The following is a 21,974-nucleotide window of genomic DNA, read 5'->3' on the forward strand; positions in this document are numbered from 1 at the left end:
ACGCATATCACTCTTTTTTCCATCAGAAAAGCGGCTACCATAACGTTATTAAATCAATAAGTAAGCACGTTCTGATTGGCGCTGCCGCCGGTTATCACACGCTTTCACAGGGAATAAGCCTATGGCCAAGATCGAACGCAAGGAAAGAATCGAAGGTTTGACGATCGCCGGCATCGTAAATAACGGCGGCTACTATTATACCGACGTAGAAATTTACCAGGACGGGCGAATAAGCGCTTGGGAGATGGAAGATCTCAACAGCATCAAGACACGATTTGGCAGCCCGAAGTTGCGGATGATGACGCAGCTCCCGACGGGCGCAGAGCTGTCCATTTCCGGATTAGGAAGCTACCGGATCGTCGACGCGAACTGGACGCACACGCCGCCAAGCTATTGCGAACTGATCGCCGAAAAGGTCAAGCAGCTCAACCCGCAAATGGCCAATATTTATTACTACACCGAGCAAGAGCTGGCCCTGTGGGAACAACGCCGCTGCGTGGTTTTCGCCAAGTCGTCGCCGTTTCGGGTCGTCCAGGAACTGTTTTATGAGACGGAATGCGGCGAAAGGTCCTATTTTTTCATGCACAAAGAGGGGATTAATCACCTCGTCAACGTCGTCGTTTATAAAAGCGGCCAAATACAGGTCGACTGTCCGCACGTTAACTTTCTGCTGACGCTGGACGAATTTAAGCAGCGGGCGCAGCGGGGCGAGTTTTTTACTGAACTGACAGAAGCGACGGAAATACATATTGGTGAACTGGGCGTTTTGACCTTTGCCGCCGACAAAGACGGATATACCGAGTTGCTGAGCGATAAGCTAGAAGAACTGGACGTCATTTATGAAAAGCTCAACGGTAAAGATCGCCTTCAGCGCTGCCGAGACGTTTACTATCAGTATCTGGAAAATACCAGTGATTACTGGCGAGAAGAACTTCGCAAGGCCTATCTGGCCGTTCCTGAAAGCCTTCGATGCTATTTGGGCGATATGGACTCGCGCGACAGTGACTACGTTCGCATTCTTTTCACCGACGAAAAACGCGAAGTTTGAGCAAGGGCGCATTTTCCGCTCTTTTCGCCTCATGAGTGGGTAAAAGCAAGTATTCTTTACCTAGCCGTAGCTTGGCGACGCTGCACAGAGCATTGCTTCTGTAATAACAAAAGCGAATAATGCAGCGATAATAAAGCAATTTTATACACTTACGCTCAGCGCGTTTTAAAAAGCTTCAGGGTACCGTGCTTCAAAAGCGACGGACACATTTCTTTTATTAACAAAATGTTATCAGGCATAAACCTATGACCAAAGCACTCATTCTCGAACAGCTCGACGGGCAAATCCAAGGGGAAATAAAAGACATTACTCCAGAACAGTTGCCTGAAGGCAACGTCGTCGTCGACATCAACTGGTCCAGCATCAACTATAAAGATGCGCTGGCCATTACCGGCAAAGGCAAAATTATTCGCGACTTTCCGATGGTGCCGGGCATCGACTTCGCCGGTACGGTACAAACCAGCGAAGACCCCCGCTTTCGCCCCGGCCAAAGCGTTCTGCTTACCGGCTTCGGCGTTGGCGAAACCCGCTGGGGCGGCCTGGCGCAGCAGGCGCGGGTTAACGGCGACTGGCTTATCCCCATTCCCGAAGGCTTGGATCAGCGTAAATCCATGATTATCGGTACGGCAGGGCTGACGGCCATGCTGTGCGTAATGGCGCTGGAAGACGGCGGCGTTACGCCTCAAAGCGGCGAAGTTCTGGTGACCGGCGCCAGCGGCGGAGTCGGCAGCGTCGCCGTGACGCTGCTACACAAGCTGGGATATCAGGTATCCGCCGTCAGCGGTCGGCTACACAACGCTGAATACCTGCTTTCTCTCGGCGCGAATCTGGTTCTTGAGCGCGACAGCTTCGAAGAGCCGGCAAAGCCGTTGGAGAAGCAGCGCTGGGCCGGCGCCGTCGACGTCGTCGGCGGCCCTATTCTGGCCAAAGTAATAGCCCAAATGAACTATGGCGCAACCGTTGCCGCCTGCGGGCTGGCGGGCGGATTCCAACTGCCGACCACCGTAATGCCGTTCATTTTGCGAAACGTCCGCCTTCAGGGCGTCGACTCCGTCATGACGCCGCAGGATCGCCGCCTGAAAGCGTGGCAGCGCCTGAGCGAACTGCTGCCGGAAAGCTTCTATCAGCGCGCAACCAGCGAAATTGGCCTGGACGACGTTGTTAAATCAGCCAACAACCTGCTGGATGGAAAAATTACCGGACGCGTGCTGGTCAACGCTCGTTAATGCCTTTAGCCCCTCTTTTATCACCCCCCGGTGCATAAACAGAGGGGCTTTCTTAACTAACACGCTTGTACAGATGTCGTTTTATCAGCGCTCGCGATCACAAAAGCTGAAACGTTTATCTTAAAGTGCGAACTTCCTAAAAAAGCGGCGTTCTAAATGGAAATTGAACAGCCTTGTATAATAATTAACGGGAAATGTAAGCAACCGCAAAAATGATAACCTCTGGTTAACTCACAGATAAATCAACATTTTTTACCGATTGGTAACATGCTTGACGGACCGGTGCTTAAAGCTTCGCCACAAATCTTCGCTGATAAGACCAGTAAAAAGCTGCTAATTTCGGCGATATCGTTATAATGGCGCACTTTAATTCGCGGCTCAGGCCAATTTCATGCATAAGAAAGGTGACAATTGGAACGCATCGAGTTATTTTTAGCGATTAGTTTCTTATTGCCGGAGATGTCAGCACAATGACGAAAAAAGCGCACATTTTGCTGTTAAACGGCCCCAACCTGAACCTGTTGGGGACGCGCGAACCCGATAAATATGGTCATACCACGCTGACGGATATTGTTAATCGCCTTGCCGGCGAATCCGAGCGTATGGGTTTTGCCTTCTCCCACTTACAGTCTAACGCCGAGCATGAGCTGATTGATGCCGTCCATCAGGCGCGCGGTTCGGTAGATTTCATTCTTATCAATCCGGCCGCCTTCACTCACACCAGCGTAGCCCTACGGGACGCGCTGCTGGCGGTCAGTATCCCCTTTATAGAAATACACCTGTCTAACGTTCACGCCCGGGAGCCATTCAGACACCACTCTTATCTTTCAGATATTGCGGTCGGCGTCATCTGTGGTCTCGGCGCAGACGGTTATGACTTTGCCCTGCAGGCGGCAGCCCGCCGTTTGCAATAACGTTTTCCATTCAAACACAAGAGAATACGGAATCACACCTATGGATATTCGTAAGATTAAAAAGCTGATCGAACTGGTTGAAGAATCTGGCATCAACGAGCTGGAAATCTCCGAGGGAGAAGAGTCCGTTCGCATCAGCCGCGGCCCCGTAGCTGGCAGCTACGTTCCGGCTCCCGTACAGCAGTTCGCCGCCGTTCAACCTGCGCCTATGGCTCAGCCTTCAGCGCCCGCAGCGGCAGTGGTTGAAGCCGCGCCCGCGGCCATCAGCGGCCACGTCGTACGCTCACCGATGGTAGGCACCTTCTACCGTACGCCGAGCCCGGACGCCAAGGCCTTTATCGAAGTCGGTCAGACCGTTGCCGTCGGCGATACGCTGTGCATCGTTGAAGCGATGAAAATGATGAACCAAATCGAAGCTGATAAAGCGGGCGTCGTTAAGGCAATTCTGCTCGAAAGCGGGCAGCCGGTGGAGTTTGACGAACCGCTCGTCATCATTGAATAACGAGGCGAGCTTATGTCTAAAAAAATGGGCAAGATTGAAAAAGTTGTCATTGCAAACCGCGGTGAAATTGCATTACGCATCCTGCGCGCCTGTAAGGAACTTGGGATCAAAACCGTTGCGGTTCACTCCAGCGCGGACCGTGACTTAAAGCACGTGCTGCTGGCCGATGAAACCGTATGCATCGGTCCCGCTCAGTCAACCAAGAGCTATTTGAACATTCCTGCGCTGATTGCCGCTGCGGAAATCACCGGCGCCGACGCCATTCACCCTGGCTACGGCTTCCTGTCGGAAAACGCCGACTTTGCAGAACAGGTTGAGCGCTCGGGCTTTATCTTTATCGGACCCAAGGCCGACACCATCCGCATGATGGGCGACAAAGTGTCCGCTATCAACGCGATGAAGAAGGCCGGCGTTCCCTGCGTTCCCGGCTCCGGCGGCCCGCTGGACGGAGACATGGTGAGAAACCGCGAACTGGCCAATCAAATCGGCTATCCGGTTATCATCAAAGCCTCTGGCGGCGGCGGCGGTCGCGGCATGCGCGTCGTGCGTAATGAAAAGGATCTGGAAGAGTCCATCATCATGACCCGTGCGGAAGCGAAAGCTGCTTTCAACAACGACATGGTGTACATGGAGAAATTCCTCGAGAACCCGCGCCACGTCGAAATTCAGGTCATGGCGGACGGCCAGGGCCACGCGGTCTATCTTGCCGAGCGCGACTGCTCAATGCAGCGTCGCCACCAAAAAGTGGTGGAAGAAGCGCCGGCGCCCGGCATTACGGAAGAAGTTCGCCGCAGCATCGGTGAACGCTGTACGAAAGCCTGCGTTGAAATCGGCTATCGCGGCGCCGGTACGTTCGAGTTCCTGTATGAAAACGGCGAGTTCTATTTCATTGAAATGAACACCCGTATTCAGGTTGAGCACCCGGTCACCGAGATGATCACCGGCGTTGACCTTATCAAAGAGCAGCTGCGCGTCGCCGACGGCCAGAAGCTGTCTATCAAGCAGCAGGATATTCACGTTAAGGGTCACGCTATCGAGTGCCGCATTAACGCGGAAGATCCGAACAACTTCCTGCCGTCGCCGGGTAAAATTACCCGCTTCCACGCGCCGGGCGGTTTCGGCATTCGCTGGGAGTCTCATATTTACGCGGGCTATACCGTACCGCCGTACTATGACTCAATGATAGGCAAGCTCATCGCCTACGGGGAAACCCGCGAGGTGGCCATTTCGCGCATGAAAAACGCGCTGGCCGAGCTGATTATCGACGGCATCAAAACCAACGTCAGCCTGCAAATGCGCATTATGGAAGACAAAGGCTTTGAAAAGGGCGGCACCAACATCCACTATCTGGAAAAAATGTTGGGCATGCACGAGAAGTGATTGTCGATGAATCGTAATGACTAAAACGCCGGGAACTCAGTTTCCGGCGTTTTTTATTTTACCGCGCTACGGTTCGTCAGGCGGGGCAAACATCGCAAACACTTCGGCTTCGGTCATCATTTCCGTTTTGTTGGCGAAGTCATAATAGTCCGGCTTGCGGTCGGTAAATATTTGCATCGTCAAGGCAAGGCGCTGAGCGTCATCAAACAGCCCTACCGGTATTTCATACTGTCCGTTGTGCATCAGCCTATAGAACAAACTGGTGCCGCAGATCTTACAAAATCCCCTTTCGGCCCATTCGGATGACCGAAATACGCCGACGTGCTCTTCACCGCTAAACGTCACCTCCGTACCGCAATCGACCGCAAGAAACGGCCCGCCGCTCCACTTACGGCACATTCCACAGTGGCAGGCGCCCACGCTGCGGCTCATTTTAGCGGCGGTGATACCGACGTTACCGCACAGGCAGCGTCCGTGTGCGGCTTGAGTATCTGACATAAAGACCTCCTCTCTTGGCTATGGCGCCGCCGTCGATACCTCAGCGGAGACAGTCCCGGCGGCTTAAACAAGGCTTTATCGGTGAAAAGGCGAACGACAAGGCCTACAATCATAGTGTGAATGTTGTCCTCAGGAGAACACTATGCCCTATTTACAGCTAGACGTTAACGGCTGCTACGATGCCGAACGTAAAAAGGCGTTAGCCAAAAGGCTTTGCCAAACCTATACCGCAATGATGGCAGTCGACATTCGCCGCATCAGCATAGCCATTCGGGAAACCGGCGACGGCGGCGTTTGGCGAACGGTAAACGAGCAGGGGGACCTCGAGCATGTCTCCGTACTCATGTGCGATATTCGGCAAGGGCGACCGGCCGAACAGAGAATGGCGCTGGCAAAGCGGCTTATCGCCGACTGCGTAGAAATACTGGGCCTAAGGGAAGACCGCCTCAACGTCGAGTTCACCCAGCACGCTGGAGATGAGATGTACCATCCCACGTTAGGCGGCTTTAGCCCCGACTGGTCGCCCGACGAAAGATAGCGCCTTTTCTGCCTATCGCTCCAAATTCAGGAGGGCGCACTGCCCTCTCTTTCCACCAACGCTTTCAGTTCCCTACGTTAAAATAGTGCTGTGCAAACGCTTACGTTTCCGTACAATCCTATCCCTTGAATCTTATTCGCCTACGGCTCATTGTCGTGGGAGATTGACTGTACTGACAGACAATGACGGAGTCGCACTATGGATCCTCGTTTTTCCCAGGCCCATAAAGAAGCCCGTTGGGCGGTATGGCTGACGCTCGTCTACCTGCTCGCCTGGTCACTGGCCGCCTATCTGCCGGATGCGCAGCAGGGCTTCACCGGCTTGCCGCACTGGTTTGAGATGGCCTGCCTGCTGGTGCCGCTGCTTTTCATTTTGCTGTGCTGGCTTATGGTCCGCTTCGTTTTTCGCGATATCCCGCTAGAGGACAGCCCAGAGGAGCATAACGATGCAGCTTGACGTTATTCTGCCGCTGATAGCCTATCTCATTCTGGTTTTCGGCCTGTCGATTTACGCCTACGTCAAGCGCCAGAAGGGCAACTTTCTCAATGACTACTTCATTGGCGATCGTTCGATGGGCGGCTTTATACTGGCTATGACGCTGACGGCGACCTACATTAGCGCGAGCTCGTTTATCGGCGGGCCGGGCGCGGCCTACAAATATGGGCTGGGTTGGGTGTTGCTGGCCATGATCCAGCTGCCCGCGGTCTGGCTTTCTCTTGGCGTACTGGGAAAAAAGTTCGCCATTCTGGCGCGTCGCTACAATGCGGTAACGCTCAACGACGTACTTTACGCCCGCTATAAAAGCAAAACGCTGGTCTGGTTTGCCAGCATCAGCCTGCTTTTAGCCTTCGTTGGCGCGATGACCGTTCAGTTCATCGGCGGTGCTCGCCTGCTGGAAACCGCGGCCGGCGTTCCCTACGACATCGGGCTGCTGATTTTCGGCGCAACCATCGCGCTGTATACCGCCTTCGGCGGCTTTCGCGCCAGCGTGCTTAACGATGCGCTGCAAGGCGTCGTGATGCTGGTCGGCGCCATTCTGCTCTTGATCGCGGTCATTTATGCCGCCGGCGGGGTAGGCTCTGCCGTCGACAAGCTGGAGGCGATCGATCCCAAACTGCTTTCTCCTACCGGGGCGGACGACTTCCTTTCCCTGCCGTTTATGGCCTCATTCTGGATCCTGGTTTGCTTTGGCGTTGTCGGCCTGCCCCACACGGCAGTGCGCTGCATCGCCTATAAGGACAGCAAAGCGGTGCATCGCGGCATTATTATCGGTACCGTTATCGTCGCCGTGCTGATGTTCACCATGCACCTGGCCGGGGCGCTGGGCCGCGCCGTCATGCCCGGAATGACCATTCCGGATCAGGTTATTCCGGCGCTGATGATTAAGGTGCTGCCGCCGGTTGCCGCCGGCATTTTCCTCGCCGCGCCGCTGGCCGCCATTATGTCCACTATCAACGCCCAGCTGCTGCAGGCGTCCGCTACGCTGATTAAGGATTTATACCTAAGCCTCAAGCCGGAACAGCTGCAAAACGACAGGCGTTTGGCGAAAATTTCAAGCTGGGTGACCTTTATTCTCGGCCTGCTGCTTATCCTCGCCGCCTGGCGGCCGCCGCAGATGATCATCTGGTGGAACCTGCTCGCGTTCGGCGGGCTGGAAGCGGTATTCCTGTGGCCGCTGGTGCTTGGCCTCTACTGGGAGCGGGCCAACGCCTACGGCGCGCTGTGCTCTATGGTGTGCGGCGCCGTTTGCTACGCGGTACTGGCGACGCTAAGCCTGCAGCTTTACGGCCTGCATCCGATCGTACCGTCCCTTGCGCTTGGCATCGTTACGTTCCTGCTTGGCAACGCCGTGGGGGAACGCAGCTCGCATTCCTCTGCCGCCTTAAGATAAAAGATTCGGGGCGCAGCCCCGCCTAAGTTCGCATTAAAGAGAGACGCTATGCCCTGGATACAGTTGAAGTTAAATACCACCGGCGCTAACGCCGAAGACATCGGCGACGCGCTGGTAGAAAGCGGGTCCGTTTCGGTGACCTTTCAAGATACCCACGACGTGCCTGTTTTCGAGCCGCTGCCGGGGGAAACCCGCCTGTGGGGCGACACCGACGTTATCGGCCTGTATGACGCAGAAACCGACATGAAAAGCGTCGTGGCGATGCTGGAGCATCACCCGCTGCTCGGTACAGGCTTCGCCCATAAGATTGAACAGCTGGAAGATAAAGACTGGGAGCGCGAGTGGATGGACAACTTCCACCCGATGCGCTTCGGCGAACGCCTGTGGATTTGCCCAAGCTGGCGCGAAGTGCCGGATAAAAACGCGGTTAACGTGATGCTCGACCCCGGCCTCGCCTTCGGCACCGGCACTCACCCCACCACCTCTTTGTGCCTACAGTGGCTGGACGGGCTGGATCTGGCCGGCAAAACCGTTATCGACTTCGGCTGCGGTTCGGGCATTTTAGCCATTGCCGCCCTCAAACTCGGCGCGGCCAGAGCCATCGGCATCGACATTGACCCTCAGGCGATACTCGCCAGCCGCGATAACGCAGAACGCAACGGCGTTGCCGACCAGCTTGAGCTTTATCTGCCCAAAGACCAGCCGGACGACCTGAGCGCCGACGTCGTGGTCGCCAACATCCTCGCAGGCCCTCTAAGAGAGCTTGCACCGCTGATTGGCAAACTGCCAGCGGCTGGCGGCCACTTGGGGCTGTCTGGCATCCTCTCTTCACAGGCGCAGGACGTCAGCGCCGCCTACAGCGACCTGTTTTTGCTCGATCCGGTGGCTGAAAACGCCGAGTGGTGCCGCATTACCGGCGTCAGGAAGGCATAAAACGCATTGCGCCCGCAGCGCGGGCGCTTTTTCTTTATTTCAGGCGCCGACGACGACAAATCAAGCGATCGACCGAGGGAGCACGTTGGCTTTAAAAAGCCGTATTTAGCCGTGTTTATACAACTTATTGTAAAATATGAAAAAGATATTTTACATCACGTTCGGCCTCTCGTTTCTTTGATTTTAGTCGAAAATTGTTCAAAGTTTGGCCTTTCATCTGGGCCGAAAAATGCGTAATATACGCGCCCTTGCAGACACATATGGCCGTTTGACTATCCATGCGCATTGGTAACCTTGAATTGACAAACCGCCTAATTGCCGCCCCTATGGCGGGAATTACGGATCGCCCGTTCAGAACGCTCTGTCATTCGATGGGCGCCGGAATGACGGTATCGGAAATGCTATCTTCCAATCCGGAAGTGTGGCGGACCGATAAGTCAAAGCTGCGCATGGTCCACTACGATGAGCCCGGCATTCGCGCCGTTCAGATCGCAGGCTGCGATCCGCAGGACATGGCGCAGGCCGCTCGCATCAACGTGGAAAACGGAGCTCAGCTGATAGATATCAACATGGGCTGCCCGGCCAAAAAGGTCAACCGCAAGCTGGCGGGGTCTGCACTGTTGCAGTATCCGGAGCTGGTTGGGAGAATTCTTCGCGCCGTCGTCAACTCCGTTGACGTGCCGGTGACGTTGAAAACCCGCACCGGTTGGGACCCAGAACAACGCAACTGCGTTGAAATCGCCCAGCTTGCCGAACGCTGCGGAATTCAGGCCATCACGATTCACGGCCGGACGCGTCACTGCCTGTTCAACGGTGAAGCGGAGTACGACAGCATCAAGTCTGTAAAAGAGAATGTAGGTATACCCGTTATCGCTAACGGAGATATCACTGACCCGCATAAAGCCAGAGCAGTACTGGACTACACCGGAGCCGACGCTCTGATGATTGGCCGCGCTGCTCAGGGAAGACCTTGGATCTTCCGGGAAATCCAGCATTACCTGGACACAGGGGAGCAGCTTCCACCGATGCCGCTGCAAGAGGTGGAACGTTTGTTAACGGCGCACGTAAGCGACCTGCACGACTTTTATGGGTCGGGCAAGGGGCTTAGGATCGCTCGTAAGCACGTTTCCTGGTATTTACAGGAGCATGCCCCCAACGACCAGTTCCGACGGACCTTCAACGCCATTGAGGATGCCGATGAGCAGCTTGATGCGCTGAAGGCGTATTTTGAAATTTTGCCTAAACAGATAGAAGAGCTAACAGAACCATGTTCGAACAACGCGTAAATTCTGATGTATTAACTGTCGCCACCGTCAACTCACAAGACCAAATCACGCAAAAACCCCTGCGCGACTCGGTTAAACAAGCTTTAAAGAACTACTTTGCTCAGCTTAACGGTCAAGACGTTAACGATCTCTATGAACTGGTCCTGGCAGAAGTTGAACAGCCCCTGCTGGATATGGTGATGCAGTACACTCGCGGCAACCAGACCCGTGCAGCCCTGATGATGGGCATCAATCGCGGTACGCTGCGTAAGAAGCTTAAAAAGTACGGCATGAACTAATCTCGCTGCGTATATCTCGATTTCAAAAAGCGCTTATTTTCTGATAGGCGCTTTTTCTTTTTCCAAGCATAACGCGCACCTATCGCAAAAAGATGGCAAACGCGCATTCTTATACTATTCCCGTTTTTTCATTACGTTATTATCAGGAAACCGCCTTATCATGGAAGATATCCTACCGTTGCTTAAGTATTTTTTACCTCTATTAATTCCGCTTGGTGGATGGCTTGCTGTTCGCTGCATCGGAAAGCTAGCAAGGATCGTCTCTCCTAAAACGCGCAGCCTTTTTTCCGCGCAGGATAATAACGTACGCCTGACGCTACCTGAAACAGGGCGCTATGTGGTTTCAGTCCTTATTCCTCCCTCAAAAATCCTGATAGGCGTTTCTCACTTTTCCGCTGATTTCGCCCTCACTTCTCGCCATTCCGGCGAAGGCATCGCCTACTTCCCTCGAAACCGTCTGAACTTGCTGACCGTGAGACGAACCGACATGCGAGGAAACCAGTCTTTACAGATAGGAACATTCCAGTGCGAGGAACCGGGAGAGTACGAAATAACCTGTATTACGCCGGAGCTTATCAGGCCAGAGTACCGGATTGAAATCACGCCTTATGTATCTCCCCTGCGGCTGTTTATTTTAATTCCCGGCCTTATTTTGGGCGCAGCCATGACGATAGGTGGAATCATTGCCTCTTCGATACTGCTTACGTAGCCTTCAAAGCGACAGAACCAGAGAATAGCCTGTCTGATACGCCAAGCTCATTTAGCTATTTACATAAAATTAACAAAAAGCTATCCTGCGCCTATTCCGTTTGCTCCGCGTCAGGGATGTGCGCCCGCCTCATTGGAGATCTCATGCCGCATCCCCGCGCGCCGTCAGCGCTGCTAAACCTCATTCGCCGTCTGCACTTCTATATCGGCCTGTTCATCGCTCCCTTTATCTTTATCGCCGCCCTGACGGGGGCGCTGTACGCGCTAACGCCGCAGTTGGAGAATCAGATTTACGCCGACGCGCTGGAAGCCGAGCCACAGGGCGAAGCGAAGGCGCTGTCCGAACAGATCGCCGCCGCACGGGCCTACGCGGGGCAAGATGCCAGAATTTACGCCGTTCGCCCCGCGCCGCAAGCGACAGATACGACGCGCGTACAGTTTACCGACCCCGTGCTCGGCGAGTCCGAATCTCGCGCCGTCTTTATCGACCCCTATACGCTCGCGGTTAAAGGCGACCTGACCGTTTACGGCACCAGCGGTATTTTACCGCTGAGAACGGCCATTGACCGGCTGCACCGGGACCTGCTTTTAGGCAACGTCGGCAGAAACTACAGCGAGCTGGCGGCCTCCTGGCTTTGGGTCGCCGCGCTGGGCGGGCTTTGGCTATGGTGGACGTCTCGACCTCGCCGCACGGTTAGCGCCGCCAGGGGTGCGGCGGCAAAAACCCGGCGTCGCCACGTTTTAATTGGCGTTACGCTTTCTCTCGGCCTGCTCTTCTTTTCGGCCACCGGGCTGACCTGGTCGCAGTGGGCGGGCGGCAATATTGACAGCCTGCGGGCTCAACTGGGCTGGCTTACGCCGCAGGTTAATGCAACGTTGACCGGCGTTCCCCCAAGCGTTCCTCAAGGAGAACATGCTCATCACCACATGGCGCAACGCCCTGCCGCCTTTGAGGAAAATGCCCGTAATGCCGACTGGGACAACGTGCTTACGTCCGCCCGCAGCACGGGCATCAAGGCATCAAAGCTTGAAATTCGTCAGCCCAAAAACGCCCAAACCGCGTGGACGGTGGCGGAAATCGACCGCAGTTGGCCAACGCGGGTAGACGCCGTGTCCATTCACCCCGACGACTTCGCGCTCGTCGACAGGGCCGAATTTAAACGCTTTCCCCTTATCGCCAAACTCACCCGCTGGGGCGTCGATGCCCACATGGGCGTGCTTTTTGGCCTGCCTAATCAGCTGATTTTAGCCGCCTTTGGATTAGGCCTCTGCGCGCTTATCGCCTTCGGCTACAGGATGTGGTGGTTGAAGCGGCCGACGTCGCCGGAAAGCGCCCCCGCGCAGACCCTGCTCAACGCCTGGCTGCCTCTATCCGTGCCTCAAAAGGCAGCTTCTCTTATCGTTGCCGCTGGTCTGGGCTACGCGCTGCCGGTTATGGGGGTAAGCCTGGCGGCTTTTTTACTGTTTGACGCGGCGCGATGGAAAACGCGCCGAGCGAGGGAAAGCGTCAACGCGCCCCAAAGAGCGCGTTGACGGTCAGCCTAATACAAATCACAGCGCCTTCGGCAGCCTGATAATCCAGAGATCGTTTTCGCTCTCTGGCTTATCCAGCGGCTGAATCACGATTTTGGCCTGCGTCGGATTACCGTCAACCAACAGATTACCTTTACCGTCGGCCTCGTAATCATCCATGTTCTTCTTGCCGCCTGCCGCATTCACCAGCTCGGGGCGAATTCCGAAGTCGTTGTCGTTAATCACCGCCAGAGTTTTATTATCAATAAGCGCCAGCCCTTCCGCCTTCTCCTGTCGCCAGCCTAGCGCGCGTAGGTCTACCGCCAGCGTTTTCGCGGCGAGAGTAATCCCTCTGGTCTTCAGACCATCGGCGTCGTCAAACTCCGGCGGATGCTTATCGAACTGGCTCAGATCGCTGGCTTGGCTGAGGTCTACCAGATAAATACGGTTGCGCATGTTTTTGTCTTTATCCGCCCCCTGCTCAATCACCAGCACGCGGTGATTGTCCAATGCGACGATATCGCCGATCTTGGCATCCTTTGCTTTTTTATAAGCCTCGACGTCAATCGGGTAGCCGTACATCGCGGTTTTACCGGTAGCCGGATCGAAGCTCACCAGACGGGTGAACCGCGCGCTGTTTTTGGTTTTGCCGTCGATATCGAGCGTACTCTGCACGGCGGCGAGAATGCGCCCGTCCGGCATGCGGGTTAGTCCCTCAAAGCCTCGATTCGGCTGGCGCCATTTAATGATATTGGGCAGGCCGCCCGCCACGCCTCGTTCTTCGCCCTGCGCCTGCGGGCCAAATTTCTCAAGTATCTTCCCGCTGGCGTCGATATGGACAATAAACGGTCCGTACTCATCGCACAGCCAGTAGCCGCCTTTACCGTCCGGGGCTATCCCTTCAGAATCCAGGCCTCGCTTGTCGCTTTTCAGAGCGTGTAAAGACTCGCCGAGCGCCACCTCGTTAGTGGCGCCGATAAGCCCTTCCGGCAGCGGCAGGCCGCTGATGTTCCCCTCGGCGTCGTGCAGCGCGCGGGCGTCAACGGCCTGAGCCTTATCCGCACTGACCCGAATATTCATCAACAGCGGCGTAAAGTCTGGGCTGGCAAAAATTTTTGACTCACGCTTTCCCGCCTTTGGCGCATCCGCATTCGGACCGCGGTCAGTGACGGTAGCGAAAATCAGATCGTTCCCCTCTTTATGCAAAAACAGCAGGCCGGAGCCGACGCCCACCGGCAAGCCGTCGGGAAACGCCGAACCGCGATACGCGACCCTATCGTTTTTGGGGAAGCTTACCGTATACCGACTAACCTGAATATCCGCATCGGCCGCGCTGGCATATAGGGGAAAAAGAGAAGCAAACAGCAGTGAAAGTGAGGCTTTTTTCATTTTCAGGCATCCTTGGTAGCAGACTTAGTGACTAAGCATAGTGTTACAAAGTGACTGTTTTATGAATGGCCCAAAGAATAGAACCAAGGCGAAGCGGCGGTGCTTTCTACGCCACCGTCCGCCCGTTAGCCGCGTTACTCGATCTTAAAGAACCGCTCATAAACGTTCTGTAGATGTTCGCGCATGCTGGCCGAGGCCCGCTTCGGATCGCGGTCTAAGATAGCCTGCCCAATGCGAGCGTGATCGACGTTCATGTGCAGCGCCAGATCGGGATCGGCGTAGTGGGCCTCCAGACGAACGAAACGCGTCGAGTTACGCTTATCCCACAGGTATTCCATCATGTCCCTCAGCACTTCATTGCCGCTCATTTCGCTAATCAGCAGGTGAAAGCGCTTGTCTTCGCGCAGGAAGTTCTCGTCGTTATCGCGCTGCTTCTCCAGATCCTGCAGCACTTCCACCAGCTCGGCGCGCTGATCGTCGGTCGCGTTGCGGGCCGCAAGTTCGGCCAGCATGGTTTCAAACACCTGTCGCGCCTTCAGGAGCGCCTGCAGGCTGAACTCCTCTTCCTGACGCGTCGCATCGGCTGGCGCCGCCTCTTGCGCACGCTCCTGCGGCAGCGGATTGGCGACGTATACGCCGTTGCCCACGCGAATTTCAATCCAGCCGGTCATCTCAAGGGCGATAAAGGCTTCGCGAATAGACGAGCGGCTCACGCCCATCTGCTTGGAGAGATCGCGCTCCGACGGCAGCGGCTCGCCCGGCAAAAACTGCCCCTTTTTAATGCAGTCAATCAGCAGGTTAGATATTTGGCGATAGAGCCGTTCAACTTTGAGAGTAGGTAATTCCATTTCGCCCCTCCGGGAGCGGAAAAACGTTTATAGCCGTAAGCATATCACAATCTCCTGTTCCATCGGGGACGCACCCCGGATCCCACAGGATCATAAATGTGACTATAGTCACATCAATCAGGTTCTTTTTCATGGATGATACCGTTCGGTCCAGTGGCCGGACCATCATGCCACTGGACCAAAATTAATTTATACCGCCGACGCCAAAACGAACGTCGACGATAACAATAAAAATTCATGGGATTAGGACAAAACATGCAAACGAGCTCTCCTGATACTGTCATGCCCCTCGACGCGGCAAAAACGGCAAAGGTCCGCAGAATACAGACAATTTCTCTGATGCTGCTGTTCTTCGCTGGCATTATTAACTTCCTCGACCGCGGCTCGCTGTCCGTGGCAAACGAAGCGATCCGCGGCGATCTGGGCCTGTCCGCCACGCAGTTTGGCGTGCTGCTGTCGGCATTCTCTCTTTCTTACGGCATCTCACAGCTGCCTTCCGGCCTGCTGCTCGACCGCTTTGGTCCCCGCATCGTGCTGGGCGCCGGGCTGATCTTCTGGTCCGCTATGCAGGGCATGGCAGGCTTTGTGCACAACTTCTGGCAGTTCATCGCGCTGCGCATCGGCCTGGGCATCGGCGAAGCGCCGTTTATGCCCAGCGGCGTCAAGGTGGTCAACGACTGGTTTAACGTCAAAGAGCGCGGCACGCCGATGGGCATCTTTAACTCGTCCACCACCATCGGACAGGCGTTCGCTCCGCCGATTCTGGTTGCTCTGATGTTGGCCTTTGGCTGGCGCGCCATGTTCATCATCATCGGCGTTGCGGGCATCCTGATAGGCGTCTGCTGGTACGCCTACTACCGCAACCGCGAAGAGCTCGACCTCGGTAAAGAAGACTTGGCCTATCTGAACGCCGGCAGTAAGCCTGCGGCAAAAACCCGCGTCACCTTCGGCGAGTGGGCTCTGCTTTTCAAAAAGCGCACCGTGTGGGGCATGATTTTAGGCTTCAGCGGCGTGAACTACACCGGCTGGCTCTATCTGGCCTGGCTGCCGGGATACCTGCAGGCCGAACGCGGCCTGAGCCTGGCCAACACCGGCTGGGTGGCGGCGATCCCGTTCCTGTTCGGCTCTATGGGCATGCTGGTTAACGGCCTGGTAGCCGACCGTCTGGCCAGAAAGGGCTTCTCGCTGATGACCAGCCGCAAGCTGCTTATCTGCTTCGGCCTCGTTTGCTCCGCTGCCTGTACGCTTTTGGTCGTGCAGTCCACTACTACGGCAATGGCGGTCGCCTTTATCAGTCTGGCGCTGTTTTTCGTCCACTTTGCGGGCACCTCCTGCTGGGGACTGGTGCAGGTCATCACGCCGGCAAAAATGGTGGCGTCAGTCAGCAGCATCCAGAACTTCGGCAGCTTTATCTTCGCCTCCTTTGCGCCGATCGTCACCGGCTGGGTGCTGGATACGACCGGTTCGTTCAACTGGGCGCTTATCGTCTGCTCCTGCGTGACGTTTGCAGGCGCATTGGCCTATTTCTTCATCGTGAAAGACCCCATCGAGGCCTGATAGCCGCCCGATGTTGCTAAAGAACACGTTTTTTTGAACAGAGGTATACATTATGGAACAAACATGGCGTTGGTATGGCCCGAACGATCCGGTCTCTTTGGACGACGTTCGACAGGCGGGAGCTACCGGCGTAGTGACGGCGCTACACCACATACCGAACGGCGAAGTCTGGACGGTTGAAGAGATTGAAAAGCGCAAGGCGCTGCTCGAATCGAAGGGCTTAACCTGGTCAGTGGTGGAAAGCATTCCGGTGCACGAAGAAATCAAAACCCACACGGGCAGTTATCAAAAGCATATCGACAACTACAAGCAGTCGATTCGCAACCTGGCCGCCTGCGGCGTTGACACCGTGTGCTACAACTTCATGCCGGTGCTGGATTGGACGCGAACCGACCTGGAATATGAACTGCCCGACGGCTCCAAAGCGCTGCGCTTTGACCAAATCGCCTTTGCCGCCTTTGAGCTGCACATCCTCAAGCGCGCGGGCGCCGAGGCCGACTACACCGAGCAAGAAGCGGCTCAGGCAAAGGCCTATTATGACGCCATGAGTCAGGCCGATATCGACAAGCTAACGCGCAACATCATCGCCGGGCTGCCCGGTGCGGAAGAAGGCTACACGCTGGACCAGTTCCGCAGCCACCTGGCGACCTACGACGGCATCGACAAGGCAACGCTGCGCGAGCACATGGCCTATTTCCTAAAAGAGATAGTACCGGTGGCCGAAGCCTGCGGCGTGCGGCTGGCCGTTCACCCTGACGATCCGCCGCGCCCGATCCTGGGCCTGCCGCGCATCGTCTCTACCATTGAGGACATGCAGTGGCTGAAGGAAACCGTCAACAGTATTTATAACGGCTTCACGATGTGCACCGGCTCTTACGGCGTGCGTGCCGACAACGATCTGGTGAAAATGATTGAAGCCTTCGGCGATCGCATCCACTTCACCCATCTTCGTTCCACCTGCCGGGAAGAGAATCCAAAAACCTTCCACGAAGGCGCGCACCTCAACGGCGACGTGGACATGTATTCGGTGGTGAAGGCCATTCTTGCGGAAGAAGCTCGCCGCCAAAAGGCCGGCGACCTGCGCAAGATCCCCATGCGCCCGGATCACGGCCACCAAATGCTTGACGATCTGAAGAAAAAGACCAACCCCGGCTATTCGGCCATTGGCCGCCTGAAGGGGCTGGCGGAAGTCCGCGGCGTGGAGCTGGCGTTAAAACGCGCCTTCTTCCCGGAGCTTTCATAGCGCTGACGCTTAAACCCAATCCTGTTCTCAAAACCGCAGCGAATTCGCTGCGGTTTTTTTTAGAAATGTGACGCGTAAAAAAGAAAGCCACATTCATTAACTATTACTGCGAATATTATTGAAATACCCAACTATCCTTAAGCGTAGCGGCGCAGATAAAAACGGCGCGCCGAACGGATAAAACAGACGGGCACGACGAAAGCCCCAAACTTCAGGATTAGGATATGGACATTAACTTTCACTACTTCGCCGTAAAGTCTCTCGCGGTCAAAGCCGGTTTTTCCGCCGACGAATCGCAGCTTATCGCCAGCTATTCCCAGTTTGTCGACGACTACAACCGCGCGGGAACCGTTATGCTTGATAACGTGCCGGAGTTCGCCAGGCACCTGGCGAAAAAGGAAGGGCGCGGCTGGTGCTTTCACTGCGTAACAACCGGATTCTCCAGCTGGTTCGACTTCGCCAAGCTGCTCAGCCGCGACAATCAGCGCAATATCGCTATCCCCTTTCACTTTATTCCTCCTCAGCCGCTGAACGCTAAAATTCCTGAAGGCTCGCCGGACTGGCGCGTCGCGCCGGAAACGTTCGAGAAACCGACCGTACTGAGAGACCTGATGCTCTACGCCAAAGAGCGCTATCGGAACGCGCCTGCGGCGAGAGAAAACCTGATCCTGATAGGCCTGCTGCTGCACGTTTTTGCCGATACCTACGCTCACCAGAAATTTTCCGGCTTCGGCGGCTGGTGGAATCACGGCGTAGTGACGTCCTCTTACGACAATCTGGAACAAAGCCATGCTCCGCGCGTCACCGCTGAAGCAAACGGCGAACCCGCCGCTCTCGACGGCGGGCTGCCCTCTCCCTTCGTCGGCCACGCTACCTTTGGCCATTCGCCGGATGAGACCTTCCTCTGCTTTACCGCCCGGCAAAAAAAGCGCGACCATACGTTTTTCGACCTGAAATACACGAGAGACAACACCGCCGAATTTTTGCTCTGCGCCCGGCGCCTGCTCAACTTTCTTCGCGACTGCCGCGGGCTGAAGGCGCTTTCTCAAAGCGAATGGGAACCGATAGGCGCTGCGGTGCGGCGAGGCTTTCTGACCAGGGAAAAAGAGCCGAAGAAGCTGGTTATCCATTGGCGTAAAAGCTTTCCCGATATCGACTACGACTATCGCGTCGGCGCGCTGTTGAGCCAGTCGTTAAGCCAGCCGCATCCGTCTTCGCTCGCCCGCGTTGCTAATTCAAACGCGGCCGTCGACCTCGTTGAGCGGGCCGTTAATGGGGAAAAGGCGTTGGCGGACATTTTTTCCGACGGCGATCCTTCTCTGGTTGAGCAAGAAGATGAAATTTCGACTCTGCCCAGAGAGATGGCTCAACTGAACGCCGCTAACGATTCGCTTCCCTCCGTGCTGACGAGGCAAACGCTCGCCGTCCACGGAGAGGACTTTTTCTGGTTCAACGTGTTTGCCAAACGGGTGAGAGACGCCGTAAAACGGGGCTTCGACAAATAACCCAGCGCGTCAGCAGGAGTAAATTACGCCTAACGATATGGCGCGGCGGCCAAGCCGAAGCGGCCATAAAAAGGAGGCTTGAAATGAATACCCAACCGCTGATTTTCGCGATAAAGCGCGGCAGCCTCAGCGATGGCAAAGGGATCCGCAGCGTCGTTTATATTAAAGGTTGCCCCTTACGCTGCGCCTGGTGCCTTAATCCGGAGTCGTTTAGCGTTCAAAGCGGCCTTTCGTTCGACGAGTCCCTCTGCCTTTTCTGCGGCAAGTGTGAGGCGGCCTGCCCATCGGGCGCAATATCGATGAATATTGTCCCTCGCGTCAACGTTAACGCCTGCCGCCGCTGCGGCGCCTGTGCGGCTAGCTGCGTACCAAACGCGCTGCGCCAGGTGGGCGAAGCCTACTGCGATGACCGGCTTATTGAACTGTTAGAAGACGATAAGGCTTTCTATGATATTTCCGGCGGCGGCGTCACCTTTAGCGGCGGAGAACCGCTGCTGTTTCCGCGCTATGTCGGGAGGCTGGCAAAGCGGCTGCAGCAGATCGACATTTCGGTCACTATCAAAACCTGCGGCTACTTTGACTATCGACGCTTCGCTCACTTTGTCGCGCCTCACGTGGATGAAATCTATTTTGACATCACGCTTATCGACGGCGCGGACCACCACCACTACACGGGCAAGCGCAATGCGCTTATTTTGACCAATTTGTCCCGGTTGGTTAATGAAACCCGTATTTCCATCATCCCCCGTACGCCGCTTATCCCCGGCATTACCGATACAAAACGAAATCTGGGGGGCATCACGCGGCTGTTGGAGCGCTACGGGCTGGCGTCACGACATAGGCTGTTACCCTACAACCGTCGCGTTAAAAAACGCCCGGTCCTCGTTTAGGATAAATTCTCTCTAACGGAAAAAGGCCCGCGGCTCCGCGGCCTCGTTACCGCTTCAGGTTCAGCTCGTCTATACTTATCTGACAGCGGCCTCGCACCCGCCTGCTACGACTGGAGGTTATCATGATGACGCTCTCTTTCTTTCGCGCTAACGTAATCGGCTTCGCCGTCGCGTCGCTGCCTACCCTTTCGAACACTTGCGCCCCCAAATGCACAGAGCGCCGGCCAAAGCCGACGCTCAAAGAGAAAGACAAGCCGGACACTCCGCTTAGCTTTTAGGCTTTACGTTCAGCACGTAGGTGCCTTTATAGGTGCCTAATCCATAAGTTTCCGTCTTTCGCGCCGAAACAAAGCGGATATAAACGCCGGAAGTGTCGGAGGGAATATCGGAGATCGTCGGATAGACCGACGCTTCAGCGCTAAATCCCGTGCTGCTGTCCCCTCCGGTTTGGCTAAAGCGCCAGTAGGCGCCCAGTGGCATGATGACGGCCGGATCGTCGGTTTTGGTTAAACCGCCGCCCGCAGGCGCAATCAGCTCAAGGCTGACCTTAGAGGCGTTACCGATGAAGTGAAACGCTTTGGTCATGCCCTGCATATAGCCGTCTTTATCCTCCAGCTTAAGCTGAACGGCGCCTTCGGTAACGTCAGTGTTGCGGTCGTAAACAACCCGTACGCTGGTGGCTATCTCTGCAGTCACTTCTATAGAGGTTCTTACCGTTACAACGGCCGACAGCGGCTGGGAAACGAGCAGCGCCAGCGCGATGAGATATTTTCCTATTTTCATTCTGTTTTCCTTGGTTGGCGTGGCTTTCGTTTACAGTTCCGGCGTAACGACGGCGGTAAACGTGTCGGAAAAATGCGTTCCCCCCTTCAATCCTGCAAGATCTTTTCCTCGCAGCGTGAAGGTGATATCAATCATTTGGGTCGCGCCCGGCGAACTGCCCAGCGAGTAGCGCAGCTCGTCGCGATAGCCTATCGTCTGGCCGTTAACGCTGACGGAATAAGGGATATATCTGTCGACATTTTCATGGCCATACATGCGGAAATCGGCGTTCGGCGCGCCCTTCGCTGATTCGAAGCTGAGCTTGAACGGTATAACGACGGGCGGCGCGGTGAGGGTCCGACCGACGACCAACGTCGCCGTTTTTCTACTGTCCATCCCGGTGGCGACCTCGTTAAACGTCGCCGCGTCGGCCTTAATGAACGAGGCGGTCAATATCGCGGTATCGCCCCTAAGCGATCGGGGGAAAGACAGATATACGTTATTTGCCTGCACCTCTCCGCCAGCGTCGCTCAGCCGCACTCGTCCCAGCAATACGCGCTGTCCTTGATAACGACTGAGATCGGCCCTGTCGTCCAGCGTGATTTCAGGCGCATCCCCCTCAGCGCTGCCGCCCAGAACAAATCCAATGGCGCTGTCGCCGCTGGGCGCGGCAAAGCTTATCGGGTTGCCGCACAGATAGTTTTTCTCATAGCGGTAAGGGCGTTGGCTAAACATGGCAATCGGGATCCGCACGCCGCTGAGTTCGCCGTTACCGGAAATAAATCGCCCTAGGCAAACGCCCTGACCTGCCGCCGATACCTGTCCGCTCAGCGTCTCTCCGGCAGAAACCGCAGCCGTATAGTAAGAGGGCCCTAGCGGGCTGGAACCGCCTTCCCTTACTACCGTCGCGCGATAGCCGCCTGCGCCGTTTCTCTCCACGTTGACGATCACATCGCCACGCCCCTGGGCCTCTGCCGCCGATGCAAAATTGGCGCATGGTCCGACTGCACTAGCCAAAAGCGCTATCGATATTAGGCGTAGCCCGTATTTCGCATCGTTTCTCATA

Annotated in this window: 22 protein-coding genes and 1 pseudogene; 18 read left to right on the forward strand and 5 right to left on the reverse strand. The window is 55.7% G+C overall.

Annotated elements, in window-relative coordinates; genetic code table 11:
- Window positions 1-121: 121 nt before the first annotated feature.
- The 5 genes from V8L73_RS15445 to accC all read left to right on the forward strand — a co-directional run bounded on the left by V8L73_RS15445 (window position 122) and on the right by accC (window position 5,070).
- Window positions 122-1,048 (forward strand): DUF7638 domain-containing protein, encoded by a 927-nt coding sequence (locus V8L73_RS15445; RefSeq protein ID WP_027274851.1) that lies wholly within the window; start codon window positions 122-124, stop codon window positions 1,046-1,048.
- A 245-nt stretch (window positions 1,049-1,293) separates the two neighbouring features.
- Window positions 1,294-2,274 carry an MDR family oxidoreductase gene (locus V8L73_RS15450; protein ID WP_261832014.1) on the forward strand — a complete coding sequence of 327 codons (981 nt, stop codon included), beginning with the start codon at window positions 1,294-1,296 and terminating at the stop codon, window positions 2,272-2,274.
- Window positions 2,275-2,744: 470 nt separating this feature from the next.
- Window positions 2,745-3,188 (forward strand): type II 3-dehydroquinate dehydratase, encoded by a 444-nt coding sequence (gene aroQ / locus V8L73_RS15455; protein WP_261832013.1) that lies wholly within the window; start codon window positions 2,745-2,747, stop codon window positions 3,186-3,188.
- 40 nt (window positions 3,189-3,228) lie between these two features.
- Window positions 3,229-3,690 (forward strand): acetyl-CoA carboxylase biotin carboxyl carrier protein, encoded by a 462-nt coding sequence (gene accB / locus V8L73_RS15460; protein ID WP_027274848.1) that lies wholly within the window; start codon window positions 3,229-3,231, stop codon window positions 3,688-3,690.
- Window positions 3,691-3,714: 24 nt separating this feature from the next.
- A complete protein-coding gene (accC, locus tag V8L73_RS15465; protein ID WP_036024017.1) occupies window positions 3,715-5,070 on the forward strand; it encodes an acetyl-CoA carboxylase biotin carboxylase subunit in 1,356 nt (451 codons plus the stop codon).
- A gap of 66 nt (window positions 5,071-5,136) precedes the next feature.
- Here the strand turns inward: accC and V8L73_RS15470 are convergent, their stop codons facing one another.
- On the reverse strand, window positions 5,137-5,568 hold the full coding sequence (locus V8L73_RS15470; RefSeq protein ID WP_027274846.1) for a GFA family protein: 432 nt from the start codon (window positions 5,566-5,568) through the stop codon (window positions 5,137-5,139).
- A 142-nt stretch (window positions 5,569-5,710) separates the two neighbouring features.
- Here V8L73_RS15470 and V8L73_RS15475 point away from each other — a divergent pair, with 142 nt between their 5' ends.
- The 8 genes and pseudogenes from V8L73_RS15475 to V8L73_RS15510 all read left to right on the forward strand — a co-directional run.
- Window positions 5,711-6,106: a hypothetical protein gene (locus V8L73_RS15475; RefSeq protein WP_347253384.1), complete on the forward strand. Its 396-nt coding sequence runs from the start codon at window positions 5,711-5,713 to the stop codon at window positions 6,104-6,106.
- Between the two features lie 198 nt (window positions 6,107-6,304).
- Window positions 6,305-6,562, forward strand: coding sequence for a YhdT family protein (locus V8L73_RS15480; RefSeq protein ID WP_347253385.1), 258 nt, complete (start codon window positions 6,305-6,307; stop codon window positions 6,560-6,562).
- Complete coding sequence (panF, locus tag V8L73_RS15485; protein ID WP_347253386.1) at window positions 6,552-7,997, forward strand: sodium/pantothenate symporter; 1,446 nt, start codon at window positions 6,552-6,554, stop codon at window positions 7,995-7,997. The genes V8L73_RS15480 and panF overlap by 11 nt, the downstream gene beginning before the upstream one ends.
- A 48-nt stretch (window positions 7,998-8,045) precedes the next feature.
- A complete protein-coding gene (gene prmA, locus V8L73_RS15490; RefSeq protein ID WP_347253387.1) occupies window positions 8,046-8,930 on the forward strand; it encodes a 50S ribosomal protein L11 methyltransferase in 885 nt (294 codons plus the stop codon).
- A 278-nt stretch (window positions 8,931-9,208) separates the two neighbouring features.
- Window positions 9,209-10,216: a tRNA dihydrouridine synthase DusB gene (gene dusB, locus V8L73_RS15495; RefSeq protein WP_347253388.1), complete on the forward strand. Its 1,008-nt coding sequence runs from the start codon at window positions 9,209-9,211 to the stop codon at window positions 10,214-10,216.
- On the forward strand, window positions 10,198-10,494 hold the full coding sequence (gene fis / locus V8L73_RS15500) for a DNA-binding transcriptional regulator Fis (RefSeq protein ID WP_027274839.1): 297 nt from the start codon (window positions 10,198-10,200) through the stop codon (window positions 10,492-10,494). Before dusB ends, fis begins: the two co-directional genes overlap by 19 nt.
- Window positions 10,495-10,654: 160 nt before the next feature.
- Window positions 10,655-11,203 (forward strand): hypothetical protein, encoded by a 549-nt coding sequence (locus tag V8L73_RS15505; RefSeq protein ID WP_051155724.1) that lies wholly within the window; start codon window positions 10,655-10,657, stop codon window positions 11,201-11,203.
- Between the two features lie 116 nt (window positions 11,204-11,319).
- Window positions 11,320-12,720, forward strand: a pseudogene (locus V8L73_RS15510) (PepSY-associated TM helix domain-containing protein); the annotation flags it as partial.
- 33 nt (window positions 12,721-12,753) lie between these two features.
- Here V8L73_RS15510 and V8L73_RS15515 read toward each other — a convergent pair.
- Together V8L73_RS15515 and V8L73_RS15520 are read right to left on the reverse strand one after the other, a co-directional pair.
- Entirely contained in the window at window positions 12,754-14,103 is a 1,350-nt protein-coding gene (locus V8L73_RS15515) for an esterase-like activity of phytase family protein (protein ID WP_347253389.1), read from the reverse strand.
- Between the two features lie 134 nt (window positions 14,104-14,237).
- Window positions 14,238-14,951 (reverse strand): FadR/GntR family transcriptional regulator, encoded by a 714-nt coding sequence (locus tag V8L73_RS15520; RefSeq protein WP_347253390.1) that lies wholly within the window; start codon window positions 14,949-14,951, stop codon window positions 14,238-14,240.
- Between the two features lie 255 nt (window positions 14,952-15,206).
- Here V8L73_RS15520 and V8L73_RS15525 point away from each other — a divergent pair, with 255 nt between their 5' ends.
- The 5 genes from V8L73_RS15525 to V8L73_RS15545 all read left to right on the forward strand — a co-directional run bounded on the left by V8L73_RS15525 (window position 15,207) and on the right by V8L73_RS15545 (window position 20,424).
- Window positions 15,207-16,508, forward strand: a complete 1,302-nt coding sequence (locus V8L73_RS15525; protein ID WP_261832004.1) for an MFS transporter — start codon at window positions 15,207-15,209, stop codon at window positions 16,506-16,508.
- A 52-nt stretch (window positions 16,509-16,560) separates the two neighbouring features.
- Window positions 16,561-17,751: a mannonate dehydratase gene (gene uxuA, locus V8L73_RS15530; RefSeq protein ID WP_347253391.1), complete on the forward strand. Its 1,191-nt coding sequence runs from the start codon at window positions 16,561-16,563 to the stop codon at window positions 17,749-17,751.
- Window positions 17,752-17,975: 224 nt separating this feature from the next.
- Window positions 17,976-19,256 carry a DUF6765 family protein gene (locus tag V8L73_RS15535; RefSeq protein ID WP_347253392.1) on the forward strand — a complete coding sequence of 427 codons (1,281 nt, stop codon included), beginning with the start codon at window positions 17,976-17,978 and terminating at the stop codon, window positions 19,254-19,256.
- An 83-nt stretch (window positions 19,257-19,339) separates the two neighbouring features.
- Window positions 19,340-20,146 carry a glycyl-radical enzyme activating protein gene (locus tag V8L73_RS15540; RefSeq protein WP_347253393.1) on the forward strand — a complete coding sequence of 269 codons (807 nt, stop codon included), beginning with the start codon at window positions 19,340-19,342 and terminating at the stop codon, window positions 20,144-20,146.
- Window positions 20,147-20,268: 122 nt separating this feature from the next.
- Complete coding sequence (locus tag V8L73_RS15545) at window positions 20,269-20,424, forward strand: hypothetical protein (protein ID WP_347253394.1); 156 nt, start codon at window positions 20,269-20,271, stop codon at window positions 20,422-20,424.
- On the opposite strand, the gene V8L73_RS15550 is transcribed toward V8L73_RS15545, so the two are convergent.
- Together V8L73_RS15550 and V8L73_RS15555 are read right to left on the reverse strand one after the other, a co-directional pair.
- On the reverse strand, window positions 20,414-20,929 hold the full coding sequence (locus V8L73_RS15550; protein ID WP_027274833.1) for a hypothetical protein: 516 nt from the start codon (window positions 20,927-20,929) through the stop codon (window positions 20,414-20,416). The two genes, V8L73_RS15545 and V8L73_RS15550, sit on opposite strands and share 11 nt — an antisense overlap.
- Window positions 20,930-20,959: 30 nt before the next feature.
- Window positions 20,960-21,973: a hypothetical protein gene (locus V8L73_RS15555; protein WP_134389187.1), complete on the reverse strand. Its 1,014-nt coding sequence runs from the start codon at window positions 21,971-21,973 to the stop codon at window positions 20,960-20,962.
- Between the last annotated feature and the right edge of the window lies 1 nt (window position 21,974).

Source organism: Leminorella grimontii (assembly GCF_039789245.1).
GTDB lineage: Bacteria > Pseudomonadota > Gammaproteobacteria > Enterobacterales > Enterobacteriaceae > Leminorella > Leminorella grimontii.